Annotated in this window: 18 protein-coding genes; 9 read left to right on the forward strand and 9 right to left on the reverse strand. The window is 60.8% G+C overall.

All coding sequences use genetic code 11. The annotated features are described in order from the left end of the window. Positions 1-222 precede the first annotated feature (222 nt). Positions 223-882: a cupin domain-containing protein gene (locus CAK95_RS01120; RefSeq protein WP_147413709.1), complete on the forward strand. Its 660-nt coding sequence runs from the start codon at positions 223-225 to the stop codon at positions 880-882. A 47-nt stretch (positions 883-929) separates the two neighbouring features. Next, entirely contained in the window at positions 930-1,103 is a 174-nt protein-coding gene (locus CAK95_RS01125) for a thiamine pyrophosphate-binding protein (RefSeq protein WP_245303928.1), read from the forward strand. Positions 1,104-1,281: 178 nt separating this feature from the next. Here CAK95_RS01125 and CAK95_RS01130 read toward each other — a convergent pair whose 3' ends face one another. Beyond that, a complete protein-coding gene (locus CAK95_RS01130) occupies positions 1,282-2,082 on the reverse strand; it encodes a TetR/AcrR family transcriptional regulator (RefSeq protein ID WP_086086158.1) in 801 nt (266 codons plus the stop codon). A 44-nt stretch (positions 2,083-2,126) separates the two neighbouring features. On the opposite strand from CAK95_RS01130, the gene CAK95_RS01135 reads away from it, so the two are divergent. The 7 genes from CAK95_RS01135 to CAK95_RS01165 all read left to right on the forward strand — a co-directional run bounded on the left by CAK95_RS01135 (position 2,127) and on the right by CAK95_RS01165 (position 9,862). Further along, entirely contained in the window at positions 2,127-2,894 is a 768-nt protein-coding gene (locus CAK95_RS01135) for a polysaccharide deacetylase family protein (protein WP_157699488.1), read from the forward strand. Positions 2,895-2,965: 71 nt separating this feature from the next. Next, entirely contained in the window at positions 2,966-3,733 is a 768-nt protein-coding gene (locus tag CAK95_RS01140) for a glutathione S-transferase family protein (protein ID WP_183044328.1), read from the forward strand. Between the two features lie 23 nt (positions 3,734-3,756). Continuing rightward, the gene (locus tag CAK95_RS01145; protein ID WP_280949891.1) at positions 3,757-4,698 is read left to right on the forward strand and encodes a Bug family tripartite tricarboxylate transporter substrate binding protein; all 942 of its coding nucleotides are present in this window, start codon (positions 3,757-3,759) and stop codon (positions 4,696-4,698) included. A gap of 403 nt (positions 4,699-5,101) precedes the next feature. Next, a complete protein-coding gene (locus CAK95_RS01150; RefSeq protein ID WP_157699489.1) occupies positions 5,102-6,079 on the forward strand; it encodes a TRAP transporter substrate-binding protein in 978 nt (325 codons plus the stop codon). A gap of 37 nt (positions 6,080-6,116) precedes the next feature. Beyond that, complete coding sequence (locus CAK95_RS01155; RefSeq protein WP_086086163.1) at positions 6,117-6,668, forward strand: TRAP transporter small permease; 552 nt, start codon at positions 6,117-6,119, stop codon at positions 6,666-6,668. After that, on the forward strand, positions 6,665-7,969 hold the full coding sequence (locus tag CAK95_RS01160; protein ID WP_086086164.1) for a TRAP transporter large permease: 1,305 nt from the start codon (positions 6,665-6,667) through the stop codon (positions 7,967-7,969). Before CAK95_RS01155 ends, CAK95_RS01160 begins: the two co-directional genes overlap by 4 nt. Before the next feature lie 51 nt (positions 7,970-8,020). After that, positions 8,021-9,862, forward strand: coding sequence for a LysR family transcriptional regulator (locus tag CAK95_RS01165; RefSeq protein WP_086086165.1), 1,842 nt, complete (start codon positions 8,021-8,023; stop codon positions 9,860-9,862). Here CAK95_RS01165 and CAK95_RS01170 read toward each other — a convergent pair. The 8 genes from CAK95_RS01170 to CAK95_RS01205 form a co-directional block, all read right to left on the reverse strand. Beyond that, a complete protein-coding gene (locus CAK95_RS01170; RefSeq protein ID WP_086086166.1) occupies positions 9,856-11,220 on the reverse strand; it encodes a UbiD family decarboxylase in 1,365 nt (454 codons plus the stop codon). The genes CAK95_RS01165 and CAK95_RS01170 overlap by 7 nt on opposite strands. Before the next feature lie 14 nt (positions 11,221-11,234). Next, complete coding sequence (locus CAK95_RS01175; protein WP_086086167.1) at positions 11,235-12,884, reverse strand: thiourocanate hydratase; 1,650 nt, start codon at positions 12,882-12,884, stop codon at positions 11,235-11,237. An 11-nt stretch (positions 12,885-12,895) separates the two neighbouring features. After that, positions 12,896-13,993 (reverse strand): thiohydantoin desulfurase, encoded by a 1,098-nt coding sequence (locus tag CAK95_RS01180; RefSeq protein WP_086086168.1) that lies wholly within the window; start codon positions 13,991-13,993, stop codon positions 12,896-12,898. A gap of 9 nt (positions 13,994-14,002) precedes the next feature. Then, entirely contained in the window at positions 14,003-15,274 is a 1,272-nt protein-coding gene (locus CAK95_RS01185; protein ID WP_086086169.1) for a Zn-dependent hydrolase, read from the reverse strand. Continuing rightward, positions 15,274-16,641, reverse strand: a complete 1,368-nt coding sequence (locus CAK95_RS01190; protein ID WP_086086170.1) for a dihydroorotase — start codon at positions 16,639-16,641, stop codon at positions 15,274-15,276. The genes CAK95_RS01185 and CAK95_RS01190 overlap by 1 nt, the downstream gene beginning before the upstream one ends. A gap of 122 nt (positions 16,642-16,763) precedes the next feature. Then, positions 16,764-17,972 carry an acyl-CoA dehydrogenase family protein gene (locus CAK95_RS01195; RefSeq protein WP_198343789.1) on the reverse strand — a complete coding sequence of 403 codons (1,209 nt, stop codon included), beginning with the start codon at positions 17,970-17,972 and terminating at the stop codon, positions 16,764-16,766. A gap of 10 nt (positions 17,973-17,982) precedes the next feature. Further along, positions 17,983-18,474: a flavin reductase family protein gene (locus tag CAK95_RS01200; protein WP_086086172.1), complete on the reverse strand. Its 492-nt coding sequence runs from the start codon at positions 18,472-18,474 to the stop codon at positions 17,983-17,985. 91 nt (positions 18,475-18,565) lie between these two features. Further along, positions 18,566-19,504: a VOC family protein gene (locus CAK95_RS01205; RefSeq protein WP_198343790.1), complete on the reverse strand. Its 939-nt coding sequence runs from the start codon at positions 19,502-19,504 to the stop codon at positions 18,566-18,568. Between the last annotated feature and the right edge of the window lie 54 nt (positions 19,505-19,558).

Raw genomic sequence — 19,558 nt, forward strand, 5'->3', positions numbered from 1 at the left:
AAAGCGTCACGCGGCCGAACAAGCCCTGATGAACGCCAATAACGCCGACCATCTTTCCTCTGTGCTCGCTCTCATGGGCCAGCTTTGGCGGCATCATCCACTACATCGGACAAAAAGGTAAGTTGTCGGACCAGCGGTAAGCGCCGACGGAGGCGCGCGGGTATGGTCCCGACCGACGAATGATGGCATCCAATAGAATTAACTCGATCAGGAGGTTACGGCATGACTTCTCCCAGAATGGAACTGAGATTGGTCGAGGATGTGGTGGCGGCGAACGGACGCTTGTTGTTTCCGGACGATGGCGCGCACCGCATCTGCTACGTGGTCCATGGCGAGATCGCTGCCGACGGAGCCAAACTTCGGGACGATCAAGCCATCTGCCTTTCCGGCGCGGCGGAGTTGAAGGCGGCTGCAAGCGGCGCGACTGTCTGGCGCTACGAGTTCGCAGCGGCGAATGTCCCGATCGCAACTCTTGCGTCGCATGCCGGTGTCACACGGGAGAAGCTGCGACAGACGATTGCGTGGCCCATCGCCGACCGAGTTTTGATCCGTGCTGACAGCGTGTCCTTCCCGCCAGGCGGCTGTGCCTATCTGCACAAGCACCAGGGACCCGGCATCCGCTGTCTCATCGAGGGCGGGATCAGAATAGATGCCTTGGGCCATTCGGCTAGCTATGGGCCGGGAGCAGCCTGGTTCGAGACTGGGCCCGATCCGGTATTCGCACAGGCGGCCGCCGAGCGTCCGAGCCGGTTCATCAGAGTCATGGTGCTGCCGGCAGATATCCTCGGGCGCAGTTCGATTGCGTACGTGAATCCTGAGGACCGCGAGAAACCGAAGTCCCAGGTCTACAAGGGCTATGTCGACCAGGTCATCGACATTTGACATTCCCTCTCGAGCTACGGAACCGAGGCATGCCGGCCCCCTCGAACATGCGGGAAGGCGGGCGTCTTTTTGTCGATCAGTTGTTGCTCCACAGCGTTGACACGGTCTTCGCCGTTCCTGGTGAAAGTTACCTTCCCGCTCTGGACGGACTGTATGCCGTAAAGGAACGCATCAGACTCATCACTTGCCGCATGGAGGCCGGAGCTGCCAACATGGCGTAGGCCTATAGCACCTCTCTTAACGCGCCTTGTGGAATGCAGCGGGTGTCCTGAATTGCGTGCAAAACTGGATTATGAAAAAATGAAATCCTAGGCGTGTAGGCAGAATGTCTATTGTTCCGTGGAGCTTTCCTCCGTGGGAAACAATATTTCAAAGAGATTCAATAGTTGCGCCGCCAGATCACTTTTTTGATTTTGCACGAAATCCGGCCACAACGAAGCTGACGAGTTGCTCGGTAATGTCGTGCACGCTCGATGTATCGCACAGTCCCCCGGAAATCCGGCGCAGCCGATGGTTTCGCGAGGTATCGAGAAGGATGTGGAGCATCGAACCGACCATAAAATCGAAGCCCCAGTACATGTCTGCGCGGTCGCATCCAGGAACGGCTTCCGCGAGCGCGTTCACGAATTGCGACGCAACCTCGTCGGTTTGCTCGGACACGACTTCCTCGACGAACGGCTGACGAAGTGCGAAAGCGAGGATCAGCATTCGCGCATAGTGGCGCTGCACCCCTGTGCCTTCCATGCACGCGGCGACTGTGGGCTCGATCATCGCCCGCACTACGTCTTCGAGCTTCAGCTTGCGCTTGCTTGAGTTCTTCGTCACCGCGTTCAGCGCCGAAATCCGCTGCTCATTCAGCGGCGCGATCACCGTGGCGATCGCGTGTTTGATCAATTGCTCCTTGGTACCAAAGTAATAACTGATCGCGGCGTGATTAACGCGGGCCTGTTCAGCGATGTCGCGAACCGTAACCTGATCGAAGCCTTTGTCGGCGAACAATTCGATGGCGCTGTACAAAATTCGCTGCGGCGTGCCGCCCTCCGTCAAATCGGCCCGCAACTCCTTCTTGAGCGCCACCTTGGTCCCCATGGTCTTTTCCATTGACAACAGCCTAGCCTCTCCTGTTTGATTTATCCAAATGGATAAAACAAATGGTTTAGGGAGCAAACACGATGGAGCCACAAGGGCCGAATCTGCCATCCGAGTGGCCTAAAACCCGGCCAATCGGCGTTTCCGTCAGTATCATGCTGGAAGGGTGGACGGACGACGCTGCGCCCGGCATCGGTCCGATGGGCAATCCGCTGCGCGCTGGCGTCTTCGATACGCAGGCCAAATCCTGGGCCGAATACGGTGCACGTACCGGAGCATGGCGGCTCCTCGACGTGCTCGAAGATACTAAGACGCATGCCGTTTTCTATGTCAGCGGTGTGCTCGCCGAGCGGCATCCGGCACTGATGCAAGCGATAGCGAAGTCCGGCCATACCGTTGCGGCGCATTCCTGGTCTCAGCACATCATCCCCGCCTATCAGACCCGCGAAGAAGAACACGCCGACTTGAAACGTTGCATCCAAGCCTTGCAAACATCGACTGGAAGCCGCCCGGAGGGGTGGATCAGTCCACGCGCGACGCCAAGCCAGAATACACCCGAGTTGCTCGCGCTTGAAGGCTTCTCATGGATTGCCGACGCCTTCGACCGCGACCTTCCGTACCGGATCGACACAAAGTCCGGCCCCATCACCGCCGTTCCATTTACGATGGAGGTGAACGATTTCCCGCTTTGCATCCGGTACGGACATTCGCCTGACGCCTTCGTGCGGACATTGCAGGCGCTGCTTGATGGGTGGTCCGAGATCCGCAGTCCGTTCGCCTGCATTGATTTGACTGCACACGCACACGTCTTCGGCCGTCCCGCCGGAGCGATCGCTTTCAAACAGGCCATCAGGCTCGTGCAGCAGAGCGCGGTTAGCTGGATGACGACGCACGCCGAACTCGGCCGCCTGTTCCAACGCTGAACCGCAAATCTGCCCGACGGCACCGGCCAGCGGCGACAATACTCTATCGTTGCACAACAGGAACTATGAAGATGCTCACGCTCTACAACGCCGCCCATTCGACATGCAGCCAGAAAGTCCGCATCTGCCTTGCCGAGAAAGGCCTGAAGTTCGAGGATATCAAGCTTGATATCGGAAAGGCCAAGGAGCATCTGCGTCCTGAGTATCTTAAAATCAATCCGAACGGCGTCGTGCCAACCCTGATCGATGACAGCCAGATCATCATCGATTCGAGTGTGATCTGCGAATATCTCGAAGAGAAATACCCCGATGTGCCGCTCTCCCCACCCGACCCCGTTGGGCGGGCCCGTATGCGCGCATGGATGCGATTTCTCGAGGAGGTGCCAACGGCGGCCGTGCGCGTTCCTTCCTTCAACATGGGGTTCCTGCCACGATACGAGGGAATGGACCGAAAGACATTTGAAGGCGCAGAATCCGATGTGCGGCCGATCCGCAAGCAATTCTATCGCCGCATGGGGCCGAACGGCTTCAAAAAGGAGGACGTCCAGGCCTCGCTCGAGCAAATGAGTAATACTTGCACGCGCATGAACGCCGCGCTCGAGAAAGGGCCTTGGTTGCTCGGCAGGCAATATACGTTGGCAGACGTTATTGTGGCGCCGCTCATCGATCGCATGGCCGACCTCGGAATGAGCTCGATCTGGGAAAAGACCTTTCCTCACGTTACCGCATGGTATGAGCGCACGAAAGCACGCCCCTCATTCCAGCAAACATTCTATCCAGGCGCACGCATGTCCGAATTCCTGAACCTTACGCCGGCAATCAAGGAGGATGCGCAATGAAGCGATTGACTGTTGCGATGGGCATGTTGCTCGCGGGATTCACCGCGGCATCGGCACAGCCGTTCCCAAACCGCCCGATCACAATCGTCGTTCCGTTCGCCGCAGGCGGCCCGATCGACACCACGACCCGGATCGTCGCCGAGAAGATGAAGGACACTCTTGGGCAGCCGATCGTCATCGAGAATGTCGGAGGAGCCGCCGGAAGCCTGGCGGCCGGCCGGGTCGCAAAGGCTGCACCCGACGGATACACCCTGATCACGGGAATCTGGGGGACGCATGTCGCCAATGGCGCCATCTATCAGCTTTCTTACGACGTAAAAGACGATTTCACACCAGTCGGCTTGATATCGTCGAACCCGCTCCTGATCGTATCGAGCAAGCAATTGCCGGCCAACTCGTTGCAGGACCTTGTCTCGTGGCTGAAGCAAAATCCGGACAAAGCGAGCCAAGGCACCTCCGGCGTCGGCAGCGTCGGCCATGTTGCGGGCGCCTTCTTTCACACCAAAACGGGCACCAAATTCCGATTCATCCCCTATCGAGGTCTGGCGCCGGCGATGCAGGATCTCGTCGCCGGCAACGTCGACTTGATGTTCGACACTCCTGCCACTTCTCTACCACACGTGAAGAGCGGAAACATTCGCGCCTATGCCGTAACGTCACCCCAACGCATCAAGGCCGCGCCAGATATTCCGACCGTGGATGAGGCAGGCCTTGCCGGCTTCTACATTTCGACTTGGACCGCACTCTTTGCTCCCAAAGGAACTGACAAAGATATTGTGTCCGTTTTGAACAAGGCCGTTATGATTGCATTAGCGGATCCGGCTGTCCAGAAGCGGCTTGCTGAAGTTGGCCAAGAGCCATATCCAGTTGAGCAGCAGACAACGGAGTATCTTGCACGGTTCCAAGCCGACGAGATCGAAAAATGGTGGCCAATTATAAAAGGTGCCGGAATCAAAACTGACTAACTCCGAACAAATCGATCTCTGATGCCCGCGGCATCCCCAGCACTTTGGATTGCTTGGAATCGGACTTCGTTTTGCGCGCTGCCTATCAAGCACCGCTTTTCAGAAGTGCGCGTAATACCTCTAGTCTAACAGATCCGCCTTGATCGCCCTTGCGCCATTAATAGAATTAATCACGTCCAAACGACGCTCCCCGCCTCGATCTGTGCGACCGAGCCGCGGGGAACGTAGGCCAGCCGCAGCGGCCTGTCGCGCGGTTCGTCATTTATTATCTCTGCCTTCGGCCAACGTTATTTTTTAAGCTCGGACCCAGCACGGAAGATGTTGGCTCGCTGTGTCGGGTCCGCAGGAGTAAACCGCCGTGAACCGAAAAATTGCACTTCTGTCTGCATTAGCAATGTCGCTCGTGCTATCACCTGTCCAACTCCGTGCGCAGGGCGCTCCGGTCGTCCTGAAATTCGGCAGTTTTGTCTCTCCAAAGAGCATTACCAATTCGGTTTCGGTCCCGGCCTTCATCAAGGAAGTCGAAGCGGCATCCGAAGGCGCGCTCAAGATCGAACACTATCCCGGTGGCACGCTGGGCTCGAACCCAGCGACTCAGCTCAAGCTCGTCGAGGACGGCGTGCTCGATGTCGCCGAAGTAGTCGCCTCCTACACTCCCGGCCGCTTCAAGGAGCTCGACATGTTCGAGCTGCCGTTCCTGTTCAACACTACTGAAGAAGCGTCTCTGACCGCTTGGGCACTGTATCAGAAGAAACTACTCAGCGGCTTCGACAACCTCGTGCTGCTCGGCATCGCCGAGGTCGGCCCATATACGCTGCATTCCCGCAAGGATGTTCCAACCCTTGCCAGCGCTTCGGGCCTGAAGATCCGAGCCGGCGGACCGATCTTCGGCGACACCATCAAGGCGATGGGTGCGGTGCCGATCGGCGGCATGCCGGCGCCGGCCATTGCCGAAAACATTTCGCGCGGCGTTCTCGACGCGACCTTGATGGACGGCGGCAACCTGTTCAACTTCCGCATCACCGACGCCGCGGCATTCCATGTTACTAATGTCCAGCTCGGCAACATCGCGGTCATGTTCCCGATCAACAAGGCGAAATATGACTCGCTGCCGCCCAAGGCCAAGGCCGCGCTCGACAAGTTCGGTGGCGTCTGGTTCTCCAAGCTGCTGGCCAGCAATCTCGACAAGCAGGTGCGCGGGACCTTCGAAAGGCTTGCCAGCGAGCCCAAGCAGAAGCTGATCACCTGGAGCGACGCCGACATTGCCGCGCTCAAGGCAAAGACCGCATCGATCAAGGATCCGTGGGACAAGACGGTCAACGGCGTGAACCTCTATCAGGAACTGCTGCAGGCCTTGGCCAACGTCCGCAAGGGCTCGTGACGCGTCGCCATCCTGACGACAACACGGGAGCCTCCGCGTGATCGCCGGGCTGACTGATCGGATGGCGCGCCTCGGTGCCATCATCGCGGCCACCGGGCTCCTGGCCCTGACCGTGCTCGCAATCGTGACGCTGCTGGACATCGCCGGTCGCGAGATGTTCAGCACGCCGATCAATGGCTTCAGCGATATCGCCGACCTGATCGTGGTTTTCGCTGCCGCCTCCTGTCTGCCGATCTCGCTGATCGAACGCCATCACGTCTCCGTGCGCTTTCTGGGCAGGATGAACTGGCGGCTGCGCGAGATACTGGATCTGCTCGGACACGTATTCACCCTCGGCGTGTTCATCCTGATGGCCTGGCAGGTCGCGGTCTATGCCGGCGAAGTCTATCAAAGCAGCCAAACGACCTGGCTGATCCGCATTCCGATCTGGCCATTGTGGTTCGCCACCAGCGCGATCATCGCGTTCTGCGTGCCGGCGCAGGCGATGATCGTCATCGCCCAGGCGCAGCGCGCCTTCTCGCCGGTAGCGCTTGCCGATCAATATGGCGAAGTCAGCGACGCAAAGCCCGGTACGGAACCGCTGTCATGAGTCCCATCGAAGTCGGTCTGATCGGCTTTGCTTGCCTGATCGCGGTGATCTTCCTGCAGGTTCCGATCGCTATCGCGATGGCGGTGACCGGCGCCGCCGGCTACCTGATCCTCACCGGCAATCTCTCCGGCATGATCTCCCTGTTCGGAACGGAGACGGTCAACGTCCTGATGAACAAGGACTTTGCCGTCATCATGTTTTTCCTGCTGATGGGCGGCTTCGCCGGAGCGGCCAATCTCTCCGCCGACATTTACCGCTTTGCCAATGCGTGGATGGGACACATGCGCGGTGGCCTCGCGATGGCGACGATCATCGGCTGCGGCGGTTTCGGCGCGATCTGCGGCTCCTCGATCGCCACCACCGCGACGATGGCGCGGATCGCCATGCCGGAAATGGAGCGGCGCGGTTATAGCCTTGCGCTGTGCACCGGCTCGCTTGCCGCCGGCGGCACGCTCGGCTCGCTGGTGCCGCCATCGGTGATCATGGTGATCTATGCGGTGCAAGTCGAGCAGTTCATCATCGATTTATTCATCGGCGCGATCCTGCCAAGCATCCTGTCGGTGCTACTGTTTATCGCCGCAATTCGCATTCAGCTCTATTTCCAGCCGCAGATGGCGCCGCTGTCGCCGCGGATGAATTTCGGCGAGCGGATAGCCATCACGCGAAAGACCTGGGGCGCGATCTTTGTCATCGTGGTGGTGATGGGCGGCATCTATACCGGAGTCTTCACCGTCAACGAAGGGGCCGCGATCGGGCTGGTGCTGGCGTTGGCCTTCGCTGTCGGGCGCCGGCTGCTGACGGGCGAGACATTCTGGAAAACCCTGCGCGAGCAGGCGGGCTCGATCGCGCTGCTCTATCTCATTCTGATCGGCGCCAACATCTTCGGCTATTTCATCACGCTGTCGCATATGCCCGAGGCGATGGTGGAATGGGTCAAAGCCTTGGGCATCCCGCCGATCGCGGTCATCTTCGTGCTGATCGTGATGTATATCGTGCTCGGCTGCGTGTTCGACGCCTTATCCGGCATGGTGCTGACGCTGCCGTTCGTAGCGCCGCTGGTGGCGGGTCTCGGCTACGATCTGGTGTGGTGGGGTATCGTCAATGTCATGCTGATCGAAATCGGCATGATCACGCCGCCGGTCGGGATCAATGTGTTCGTCATGCACGGGTTGCGAAAGGATATTCCGCTCGCGACCATTTTCAGAGGCATCACGCCGTTTTTGCTCGCCAATCTGGTGGCGCTTGCCATCGTCGTTGCATTCCCGGAGATGGTGACCTGGCTGCCGAAAGCGCTCAAGTAGCGTAGTCGTACGCCTTGAGGCATCCGAGTTGCGCACCGTATAACAGTACGTATGGAAACCCGCCAGCTTGCCTACTTCCTCGCAGCCTGCCAGCAGCAAAATCACATGCTGGCTGCCGAGGAATTGGGGATCGCGCCTTCGACGCTGTCGCAGAACATCACAGATCTCGAGCAGGAACTCGGCCTCGAGCTATTCAGGCTGGGCCAGGCCGGCTTCTATCCGACGATGGAAGCCCGCGCGCTCTATCAGGACTTCGAGCACGCGCTACGTGCGATCGAGACTGCGAGCGCCTATGCGCGCCGCAACGGCGAGTTGCACGAGATCCGTGTCGTTTCGTCGCTTAAATTTGCCCTCGGCCGGCTGTCGAAATCTGCCGGGCTTGCGGCCCGCTCGCTTGTCCGCATCCATCCCGAAATTTTCTTCGACATCGAGTTCGCATTGCATGATTCTGGCGCCGGCGGCCATCCGTCCGTCGCTGACGCAAGTGCAGATATCGTCATCGAATACGGCAGAGCGAATGCACGCGAAAAGGGCGAGGTGATTGCCACCGACGCGTGGTTCGCGGTGACCGGGCTCCGGCTCCCGCAATATTGGCGGACCAATGATTTGCTCGATGTCCTCAAACGGGTTCCGCTGGCGCTACCGAGACTGCCGGAGGAGGCCATTACTGCTGCCACGGCCTTCTGTCGTGATCGCGGCCTGCCACTGCCCCTGCGTCTCGACGAAGATATCGGAGGATTGCCGCAACTTGCACGGAGCGGCGATCCGTTCTGCCTCTTGGTGCCGCAAAGCATATTGTCCTCCCGATTGAAGCAACTGAGACTGTCTCTCATACCGCTGCCGAAAGATCTAAGCACGCCGATCGTCGCCCGCATTAGCTGTTCGCATCCCGCCGCGCGCGACTTTGTCATCCGCATGCGCAGTGTGCTGGCGCGCAAGGAGATCAACAATATTTACAGTCCCTCGGTCTCGCTGAAGCAGGCCCGCTATTTCCAGTCGCTCTATGAGCACGGCAACATGACCCTCGCGGCCCGCAGCCTGAATGTCGCGCAGCCGGCGTTGTCATTTCAGTTGAAGAATCTCGAGCGCTCGGTCGGCACTCGGTTGTTCGAGCGTCGCCGCGACGGGTTGTCCAGCAACTCTGTGGCCGACCGGTTCGCGGCGGTGCTGCAGAAAGCCGACCATCACATCGACGCCGCCATTCGCAAGGCCAATGAGCTTACGGCGAGCCAGCGGCACCGCATCACGCTCGGAATCGTACCACTGGCCGAACGGAGAGGTGTACTTGTCGAGGCTTTGAAGGCCGCGATCGCTGAGTGGACGGCGCTGCATGACGGTGTTGATCTGCGGATCTGGGAGGCGCCCACCGAGACGCTGCACAAATGGGTGAATTCCGGCACAGTCAATCTTGCTCTCGTCGAAACGGTGATGCCACATTCGTCCCGGATCGATCTAAACAGCCGCGACCCGCTCGGCGTCGTCACCACGGGTGATACTTTGCTGCTGCCGCCCGGCGTTGTCGCCTTTGCGCGGCTTGCCGAGTTGCCGATGCTGTTGCCGTCAAGAGAGTTCGGCATCCGCCGGTTACTCGACGAGGCGGCGGGAAAGGCCGGAATCCGGCTGCGTGTGCAGGCGGAAGTGAACTCGCTGATGATGGCGATGGCAATGATCGGCGACGGCGACTGCGCCACCGTTATGCCCTACGCCACGGTGCGCAAGGCCGTCTCGGACGGGGAGGTGCAGTTTCACAAACTTGTCGATCCAGAGGTTTGGCGCAAGCTATGCGTGATATTCCCGGCCGAGCGGTCGCTGACCGAAATTGAACGCAGCTTCGTCCGGGTATTCCGGCGTCAGCTCGCGCTCCATGCAGGCGACCGCGCTGTGGTTCAATAATCCGCAATTGTCTTTCGCACGCGGTCCATCACGCCTTTCGGCAGCAATGCGAATTCCGATCGCGAGTTGGCAGCACCGTCGCCGGGTCGGGTGGCGGCGACCATGCCGATCTTGGTCACCAGCAAATCCTCGTGCACCGGGTCGCAGCGATCGGCTTTCACGCCGGGCAGGACGATCAGGTCTTCATGGCCACGGAAGCGTGCGGCCAGCGACCATTCGACGGCGGTCGGATCTTCCGGATCGATGTCGTCATCGACCACAATCACGTTCTTGAACAGGTTGACCTGACCCATCGCCAGCAGGATCGCGCGCTTGCCTTCGCCCGGCCGCGGCCGGTGCATGCTGATGATGGCGTGCAGGCGGCCCATGCCGCCATCGGTGACGAGCACGCGGCGGACGGAAGGGATGATGCGCTGCAGAGCATCGCAGGCGACGGCCTCGATCGCGACCGCCCCGAGCAGGCAATGCTCCGGCGTAAATGCCGGTAATATCGACTGAAAAACCGGATTTCGGCGATGCGTGACGCAGCCGATCTCGCCGCCGGTGCCCGGACCGTAATCTACGTAGAAACCGTGAAACTCGGACACCAAGCCCTCCGGAACACGGTCCTCGGCGCGCAGCTCGCCTTCGAGGATGATCTCCGCATCGGCCGGCACCTCCAGATCGACGGTGCGGCATTTGACGAGCCGCAGCGGCTCACCGAGCAGACCACCGGCCACGTCATATTCGTCGTCACCCAGCCCCAGATACATCTGCGAACCGAGCAGCACCTGCGCGCAATTGCCGATCGCCACCGCGATCGGCAAGGCCCGGCCCATCGCGGCGGCCTTGTCGGCCAGGATGTTGAGATGATGGTTCTTGGCAATCCCGGCCATGATCCGTCCGCCGCCGTCGAGCCGCAGGCGGGCGATCGAGACGTTGCGGCGCCCGGTCTCCGGATCCTTGGCGACGATCACGCCGGCTGTGATGTAAGGGCCGCTCTCGCGCTCGAACCAGGTCGGCGCCGGCAGCAAGGACGGCAGATCGAGCGGGCCGTCATGCACCACCTCCTGCACGGGGGCCGGCCCCTCCTGCATCACCGGCGCGATCGGCCGCCGCAGTGCCTGCAGGATGAAGCGGTGCAGATCGGCACGCGGCGCGCCTAGCGCCGTTGCGAGCCGCTCACGCGAATTGAACACATTGCCCACGACCGGAATGCTGTGGCCCTCCACGGCCTCGAACAGTTGCGCGTCGCCCTTCATGCGCTCCATCAGCACGGCGGCGATTTCAAAGCGGGGATCGACGCTGCGGCGGACGCGATGCAGTTGGCCGTCCGCCTCCAGCGTGGTGAGAAAATGACGAAGCGCCTGCGATGCCATCGTTCGTGATCCGCTCAGGCGGGAGTCAGGCGGAAGTGCCGCACCTGCTTCGCCGCCGCTTCGTCATAGGCTTCGTCGTAGCCGGCGTCAGCGTAGCGCATGATCCCAAGCGACGTATCGTTGTCGAGCGAGAGCTTCAGGCGCTCCTCCGCCGCGCGGCTGCCATCGGCGATGAGGGTGACACCGGCGCTGGTCATATAACCTGAATATCCGCCGCCGCCGGAATGGATCGCTACCAAGTCGGCCTTGGACGCGCAATGTGCCATGGCGTTGATCAGCGGCCAGTCGGCGATGGCGTCAGAGCCGTCCTTCATATTCTCCGTCATGATGTTGGGGTGAGCCATCGCGCCAGCATCGAGATGATCGCGCGTAAATGCCACCGGCCCGTCGAGCACGCCTTCGCGCACCATGGTGTTGACCGCCAGTGCAAGCGCGGTGCGATCGCCATGACCAAGCCAGGCAATGCGCGCCGGCAATCCCTCGAACGGGACATACTGACTGGCCAGTTTGATCCAGTTGGTGACGATCTTGTTGTCGGCAAATCGCTTCAGCGCGAACTCGTCGATCTTCTTGATATCGGAGGTGGAATTGGACAACGCGATCCAGCGGAACGGGCCGATGGCGCGCGCGAAAAGCGGCCGCAGAAACGCCTCGGTGAAAATCGGGATATCGAAAGCGTCGGCGACGCCACCATGCTTGGCCTGGGTGCGGATCAGGTTGCCATTGTCGAACACCACCGATCCGGCCTTCTGAAAGCCGAGCATCGCCGTGACATGCTTGGCGATCGAGCGTGTCGATTCGCTCATCAGCCGCTTCGGATCGGTCTTGCGCAGCGACCGCGCCTCATCCAGCGTCATCGTGTCCGGCACATAGCCATAGACCAGATCATGCGCCGAGGTCTGGTCGGTGACGATATCGGGCACGATGCCTCGGGCGAGAATATCAGGATAGATCGTCGCCGCATTTCCGAGCAGGCCGACCGAAATCGGCTTTTTCTCGGCGCGCGCCTTGTCGATCATCGCCAATGCCTCATCGAGCGAGTTCGCCCGCTCATCAAGGTAGCCAATCTCCAGCCGCCGGGCGATCCGCGCCTCGTCGACGTCGATGCACAGGATCGCCGCCTCGGCCATGCGGCCGGCCAGCGGCTGCGCGCCGCCCATGCCGCCAAGTCCGGCGGTGAGGATGAAGCGGCCTTTCAGGTCGCCATGGAAATGGCGTTCCGCAATCCGCATGAAGATTTCATAGGTGCCCTGAATGACGCCTTGCGAACCGATATATTGCCAGTCGCCCGCGGTCAGTCCGCCCCAGCAGATCAGCCCCTTCTTTTCCCAGTCGTAGAAATTCTCCGCCTTGGCCCATTGGCCGATCATGTTGCAATTGGCCATGATGACGATCGGCGCATCGGCATGGGTGCGGATCAGCCCGATCGGCTTGCCCGATTGCACGATCAGGGTGTCTTCCTCATCCATGGTCCGCAGCGTTTCAACGATCTTGTCATGCGAGGGCCAGTCGCGGGCGGCCCGACCGAGCGCCGCATAGACGACGAGATTATCGGGGTCTTCGCCGACCGCGAGCACATTCTCGAGCAGGCGCAGCAGGCCTTCCTGACGCCAGCCTTTACAGCGCAGATTACTGCCGGTCGTGACTGCGAATTCGCGCTTCATTGTCTGTTTCCTTACCGCTTGGCCGCCAGCGCATAATCGGCGATGGAAATGCCGAGCGCCTTTTCGCAGATCGGATAGACACTCGGATCGGTCACGCTCGACGACAGCGGAATGTGCTCTCTGGCGACGCGCAGGATCACAAGCTCCTGGCCTTCGTGGATTTCGCCGACGCTCATCGGCACGCCATCCGGGCTGAATGTGGTGATGACGTCGGGATAGGTCGCAAGACGTTTGCCGCCGGCATCATCCACCGCCATATATTCGTTCATCACATGCAAGGTGAAGGACGCAGCGCCCGTGCCGACCGTCAGCGTACCGACATCGAAGGCTTCGCGGGTATAGGTCACGGCCTTTTTCGTCACCTTGCCGCTGCCGATCACCGCGCCATTGGTCTGCCGGCAGACGGCATCGATGATCGCCGTGCCGCCCCTGGATTCGGCGCCGATGATCGCAGCGCCCAGATCGAGCGCCATGGTGATTCCGCCAAGCGCGGCATGGTCGCGCACATAGGATGCCGGCACCGGATTGCGGCAGGAAGCGATGAAGCCGCCGGACATATCGGCAGCGGTGCGCAGGATCGGCGAGACCTTGCCGGTCGCACCGCGCACGATCAGTTCGATATAGGCGTTGTTGGCGCGGTTACCGCCGACCGCCGACTGGATCATCGGCTCCGGCGAATTGGCAAGGCCGATCGAACCCATATCGCCGGTCGGATGCGCGCGCAGATCGCCGACAGCATCCACAACCTTGCAGCCGAGCATGGCCGACGGCAGCCAGGCATTCAGCGTCGATGATTTACCGTTCTGTCCGATGATCAGGCCGGCGATCGGCGCGCCCAGTTCGTCTTCCACCAGCCGCACGGCATTGACGTAATCGACGCCGAGCATCTGCCACGGTGTGGTCGAGGCCGGCGCGCCGATCGCCGCAGCGGTGGCGACAAAATCATCCGGGTCCAGTTCGTCGATCGAGACAAGTTCGGGCTGGCCGGCATTCACCGCAGCGGTGCCGAGCATCCGGCCGTGATCGGCCCAGCCGCCACCACCGCAGGCAAACACCGCGCCGCCCTTGATCGCCGCCTCGATATCCTTCTCGACGAGTATGCGTCCCATCATCTTCTCCTAAGCGGCGCGCGGCGCCGGTGACATTCGATCAAAGCGCATCACGGCGTCGGCGATCACCGCGGTCCCGGCCGCCAGTGCGTCAGGCTCGGCCCATTCTTCCGGCGCGTGGCTTTTGCCATCGCGGCAGGGAATGAACAGCATCGCCGCCGGCGCGATCCGCGCCACAAAGGCGGCATCATGTCCCGCGCCTGACGCGATATCGGTGCTGCTGAAACCAAGCGCGTTCGCGCTGTCGCGGAGCAACTCGCGCAGGCCCGAATCGCAGGCGGTCGGACTGGTATCCGACAGGTGTTCGAAAACCGCGCGCTCGGTGCTGCTGTCGACGGCGAATTGAGCTGTCTCCGCATCCAGCCGTGCAAGGAATTCGTCCATCAGCGTCCGATTTTCGGACCGCGCATCGATGACGATCCGCGCCTCCTGCGGCACAACGTTGGACGCACCCGGAGCCACTGATACGATGCCGATGGTCGCAACGAAGTGACCCTCGCCGCGAGCAACCAGTTCGCGTGCGATGCCGTCGACAAACACGGCCGTCTTTGCCGCAGGCGTGAAGGCATCGCGGCGCAGATGCATCGGTGTTGTGCCCGCATGATCGGCGGCGCCCCGGAACACGATCTCGACGCGCGTGATGCCGACGATGGCGGTGACGATACCGACATCGATCCTGCTATCCTGCAGGACGAGGCCCTGTTCGATATGGAGCTCGAAAAATGCGGCAATGTCGCTGCGTCTGGCATTGGTGAGCGACGACACCTTGCCGCCGACGCGATCGATCGCATGCGCCAGCACCTCGCCGGACGGATCGTTATAGCCGAGCATCCGCGCTTCCATCGCGCCGGCCATGCCGCGGCTACCGATGCAGGACAGGCCGAATTCGCTCGGCTCTTCGGCGAGAAAGTCGACCACTTCGATGGCGTGGCGCAGCATGACACCCCGATCGGCCAGCGAGCGGGCAATTTCCAGCGCCGTCAGCACGCCGGCGATGCCGTCGAAACGCCCGCCGGAGGGGACGGTGTCGGAATGCGAGCCGATCATGATGGTGCCGAGCGACGGATCAGAGCCATCACGGCGGCCGATCAGATTGCCAGCCGCGTCAATGCGGGTCGCGAGCCCGGCCTCCTCGAAGCGGCGGCGCAGCCAGGCCCGCCCCTCGTCGAATAATGGCGAGAAAGAGCGGCGCGTGTAAGGCTTGTCCGGCTCGGTGATCGCCGCCAGTTGCATGAGATCGTCCCAAAGCCGCGCGCCGTCGATCGGAAGGTTGCTGGCCATTACGATCGCTGTCCGGCGCGAGCAGGCCGCACGAACTGGCCCTGGCCCGGTGGCGTCACGTCCTTGCCATCGAACACCATCCGACCGCGCAAGAAGGTCGCGACCGGGCGGTAGGTCAGCTCCATGTCCTGATAGGGACTCCAAGGCACGACGTTATGGCCGCTGGCGGCCGCATCGTAACGCCCCGGCTGGTGCGCCATAACGGTGATGTCGGCATCGCGTCCGAGTTCGAGTGCACCCTTCCGATGGCCGAGCCGGAACAGCCGGGCAGGATTGGCGGCCAACAGCCGCGCCGCCCAGCTCGGACTGAGATTGCGATCCAACAGTCCCTTCAGCAGGAAGGAATAGAGCACTTCGAGTCCCGGCACGCCCGAGGCATTCTTCAGCATGTCAGGATCGGTCTTGCGTTCTTCCGACCAACTGACGTGATCGGTCGACACCACGGTGATGTTGCCAGCGGCGAGATGATGCCAGAGCTTGTCGCGTTCGGCCCGGCCGCGCACCGGCGGATTGATCTTGGCCTTGCCGCCGAGACGCGCGACATCGTCCTCCTCGGACAGGACGAGATAATGGATGCAGGCCTCGATCGTGGTGTCGAAGCCCTGCGCCCGATAGGCCGCGCACATGTCGTAGCCGCGACCGATCGAGCAATGCACGATATGGCCCGAACACGCGGTCGCCGCCGCCAGTTCATAGACTTCGGCGGTCGCCAGCGCTTCGGTATAGGGCGGGCGCGAGCGCGCATGCGCGCGATAATCGGTGCAGCCCGAAGCCTGCACCGCCTGTATCGCCGCCCGCACCGACTCGTCATTCTCGTTATGAACGCCAGCGATCAAACCCTCGCGCGCCACCGCGGCGAAACAATCATGCAGAAGCGGGGTCGGAATGCGTGGAAACCGGTCGGGATGGGTCTCGAAGGTGGAGAATTTGAAGCCGGCGGCACCGGCCTGCGCCAAAGCCGGGATCTGCGCCGGGCCGGATTTCGGGTCGATGGTGGCGTATAGCGCGAAATCGACGCGGGCCTGTTCGACCGCCTCGCTGGCCTTGGTGGCGAGGCGCTCGGGCGTGCAGACCAGCACGCCGTCGTCGTAGGGCATATCGACGATGGTCGTGACCCCGCCAGCCGCCGCTGCGCGGGTCGACCATACAAAATCCTCCTGTCCCTTTTGCGATCGCGAATGCACTTGCGCGTCGATCGCCCCCGGCATCACGAAGGCCGAGCCGAAATCATGCCGCTCCGCCGCCAGCGGCGGCGCGCCCGATCCGACACGCTCGACAAGGCCGCCGCGCACGGCAACATAGCCACTGTCGATGATGCTGCCTGGCAGCACTACCCGTCCGGTGACGACGAGGTCGAAATCCGTCATGGTATCCACTCCATGACGAGAGCTTCGGGACCGTCGCCCGAAACCTGAAATGCATTCTGCAGAATGCTGTTATCGAATTATTCGAAGGACCGGGGCTGCCTCCCGAGATATCTGGTAGTTGCTCAAATCAGCGGCGTTATCTGCTCCTTCACACCGAGCAGCGCTTTGCCGTACACTTCGTAACCGACCTGCGGCAGCGCCACGGCATGTCGCGCAGCGACAGCGGAATCGCGCCAAATCCGCTGAAGCGGAGATGTATTGGCAAATCCTCCCGAGCCATGAGCGAAGAGGAGAATGTCGATCGCCCGCGTAATTTTCTCCGCCACCAATCCGGTGTCCGCCCTCACCCGTGCGCGGATCATCGCGTCTGGATAGCGACCGGCAATCGCCGCATTGTCGATATCGGCGGCCGCCCGATAGGCGTGCAGATGTGCGGTATCGATGAGCAGCGCTGCTTCGGCGACTTGTAACTGGAAGGCTGTCGACTGTGCCTGCGAATTAAAGAATGTGTATGAGACGGGTTTGTTCGGAGCTTTCGACAGAACGAAATTGAGCGCAGCGCGTCCCATGCCGAGTTGAGGCCCGACAAGAACCAGCGCCAATAGCGGCACGAAAGCAGAGCGGTAAAGCGCCTCTTCCTCTTTTCTTTCGGTCGGATAGTCGCCCTGGATTGCCGCCGGCACCGACATTATACGGTGGTCGGGCACGAATACGTTTTCGGCAATCAGACAATTGCTGCCCGAGGAGCTCATTCCGGCGACGAACCAGGTTTCTTCAAGCTTCAGTTCTTTGCAGGAAAAGAGCGCGAGTCCCTGGTCGACCGCCTCTCCAGCCTCATTCACAACTGGAAGGCCGAGCACCGCCCAATCGGCATGCCACGATCCGGAATTGTAAAACCATTTTCCGTTGACGATGAATCCGCCGTCGACACGCCGAGACGTCGCGCTAGGGGTCAAAACACCCGAAACCTTCGCGTCCGGATTCTTTCCGAAGACCTCGTCCTGCGCACTGACCGGGAACAAGCTGGTCAACCAGGCGCAGACATTAGAGAGCGTGACGATCCATGATGTTCCACCATCAGCCTCTCCGACAATGGCGGACAGGTCGAGCATCGACTTCATGCTGCTCTCGAGACCGCCATAGCGCCTTGGCGTCGCAATCTTGAACAAGCCGGCTCGTGTCATGGCATCGATGACGGGCTGCACCACACGGCGCTCATCTTCGCCCTTGGCGGCGTGCTCGCGTATCAGGGGTTGCAGCTTGCGCGCCTGCTCAAGCACGTCATCAATCAACGGATCAGCGCGAAAGGTATTTTGATTGACGATGTTCACCATTTCCTCCCTAGCTCGCGCATGCAGAAATTGCGTCAGCGATCGTGAACTTGCGGCCGGCGACGAGTTTTGAATTTGTCCCGAATTCTCTGGCCGTATAGATGAGCGGCAGCTCATCGTTGTGGTGAGCGGCCCTGATCAAGCCGAACAGCATCGCGTGATCGCCACCGCTGACTTCCTGATGAAGATCGCAAGCGATGAAGCCCGCGACACCGGAAAGCTTCGGCAAATCGTCCTGCCAGTGCCAGCTAACTCCTGCAAACCGATCATCGGAGCGGGCCGCGAATTGAAGCGCGATCTCAGCTTGGCGGTGACCGAGAAGATTTATCGCAAACCGCTTCGAAGACCGGATGCTGTTCAGAAGCGTCGAGCCTTCGATCAACGCAATTGAAACGAGTGGCGGATTCATTGAAAGCGACGCAAGCGACGAGACGGTTGCGCCACGCGGTGCACCGTCGAGCCGAGTGGTCACGACCGTCACCGGCGCAGGGACTTTCGCCATCAGCCGCTTAAATTCGTCAGGTTGCACGGATCCCCCCGGACAATGCCTGCTCAGAGCAGCCGATCAATGCTTGACGTCCTGCGCTTCGTAGTTATGCGTAAAGTCGGGCGGCGGCGTCGGGCCCCACAGAGAAGGCATCCTCGGCCGGGTGATCAGCGCCCTTCCAATCCTGATCGACAGGGATGTAATCGATATCCGAGGAATATTCGGAGTAGCTGCCCCAGGGATCGCGGACGTAATGGAAATAATTGGAACCAAGCACGTGCCGGCCCAACCCCCAACCGGCGGCAAAGCCCTTGTCGGCCATTTGCATTGCGCCCAGTCCGACCTCGTTGATCGATCCTACATCCCAACTGAGATGATGCAGTCCCGGTGCGTTCGATTTGGCGAGCGCAATCATATGATGATCGCTGCCATGGATACCGTGCATAAAAGCTATTCCATCACCAGAGCGGTCACTCAGCCTAAGACCGACAACGGTGGAATAGAAATTGATCGCCCGGCTCACATCGCTGGTGAAGATCAGGATGTGGGCGAGCCGCCGCGGTCTCACCAGCGGAGCCTGCGAGCGCTTCGGGGCGCCCTGTACGCCTGGCGGCGGTGACGGATTCAAGAAACTGGATTTCTCGTTCGGCGAGGTTTTCTCGGCGACCCGAATTTCAATCAGGATGCCATCGGGATCGCGAAACCAAATACCGTTGGTCTCGAAGCCGGCCGGCGGATCGAGCTGCTTGACGTCGGATTGTTGAAGCTTGACGCGAAACCGCTCGATGTCATCTTCGAAGGCACCGAATGAGACGTAAGTGAGTTTCTTGCTTGACCCCTCTCCTATACGGCCCCAGCGATGGCCGTGACCCACAGTATAGAGGCCAAGGCTATTGCCCTCTTCTCTGATGTCGAGCCCAAAAGCAGTATAGAACATCTCGGCCTGTTTGAGATCAGGCACGACCATGTTGAAATGGTCGACCGAGTGGACACCAAGTTCGCCGGAGCGGCGTGCCGGTTTCACAAAGCCGGTAATCTGGGTCATGTGCATTTCCTCCTGGCGCCGTTTTTTTATTTTGCGCACCGATCGATCGACGAG

It is taken from the genome of Pseudorhodoplanes sinuspersici (genome assembly GCF_002119765.1).
Taxonomy (GTDB): domain Bacteria; phylum Pseudomonadota; class Alphaproteobacteria; order Rhizobiales; family Xanthobacteraceae; genus Pseudorhodoplanes; species Pseudorhodoplanes sinuspersici.

Bases quoted from the DNA above. Each gene is read 5' to 3' on its own strand.
- CAK95_RS01120 (WP_147413709.1), top strand. From the start codon at position 223: ATGACTTCTCCCAGAATGGAACTGAGATTGGTCGAGGATGTGGTGGCG.
- CAK95_RS01125 (WP_245303928.1), top strand. From the start codon at position 930: ATGCGGGAAGGCGGGCGTCTTTTTGTCGATCAGTTGTTGCTCCACAGC.
- CAK95_RS01130 (WP_086086158.1), bottom strand. From the start codon at position 2,082: ATGGCAGATTCGGCCCTTGTGGCTCCATCGTGTTTGCTCCCTAAACCA.
- CAK95_RS01135 (WP_157699488.1), top strand. From the start codon at position 2,127: ATGCTGGAAGGGTGGACGGACGACGCTGCGCCCGGCATCGGTCCGATG.
- CAK95_RS01140 (WP_183044328.1), top strand. From the start codon at position 2,966: ATGCTCACGCTCTACAACGCCGCCCATTCGACATGCAGCCAGAAAGTC.
- CAK95_RS01145 (WP_280949891.1), top strand. From the start codon at position 3,757: ATGTTGCTCGCGGGATTCACCGCGGCATCGGCACAGCCGTTCCCAAAC.
- CAK95_RS01160 (WP_086086164.1), top strand. From the start codon at position 6,665: ATGAGTCCCATCGAAGTCGGTCTGATCGGCTTTGCTTGCCTGATCGCG.
- CAK95_RS01165 (WP_086086165.1), top strand. From the start codon at position 8,021: ATGGAAACCCGCCAGCTTGCCTACTTCCTCGCAGCCTGCCAGCAGCAA.
- CAK95_RS01170 (WP_086086166.1), bottom strand. From the start codon at position 11,220: ATGGCATCGCAGGCGCTTCGTCATTTTCTCACCACGCTGGAGGCGGAC.
- CAK95_RS01175 (WP_086086167.1), bottom strand. From the start codon at position 12,884: ATGAAGCGCGAATTCGCAGTCACGACCGGCAGTAATCTGCGCTGTAAA.
- CAK95_RS01180 (WP_086086168.1), bottom strand. From the start codon at position 13,993: ATGGGACGCATACTCGTCGAGAAGGATATCGAGGCGGCGATCAAGGGC.
- CAK95_RS01185 (WP_086086169.1), bottom strand. From the start codon at position 15,274: ATGGCCAGCAACCTTCCGATCGACGGCGCGCGGCTTTGGGACGATCTC.
- CAK95_RS01190 (WP_086086170.1), bottom strand. From the start codon at position 16,641: ATGACGGATTTCGACCTCGTCGTCACCGGACGGGTAGTGCTGCCAGGC.
- CAK95_RS01200 (WP_086086172.1), bottom strand. From the start codon at position 18,474: ATGGCGAAAGTCCCTGCGCCGGTGACGGTCGTGACCACTCGGCTCGAC.
- CAK95_RS01205 (WP_198343790.1), bottom strand. From the start codon at position 19,504: ATGACCCAGATTACCGGCTTTGTGAAACCGGCACGCCGCTCCGGCGAA.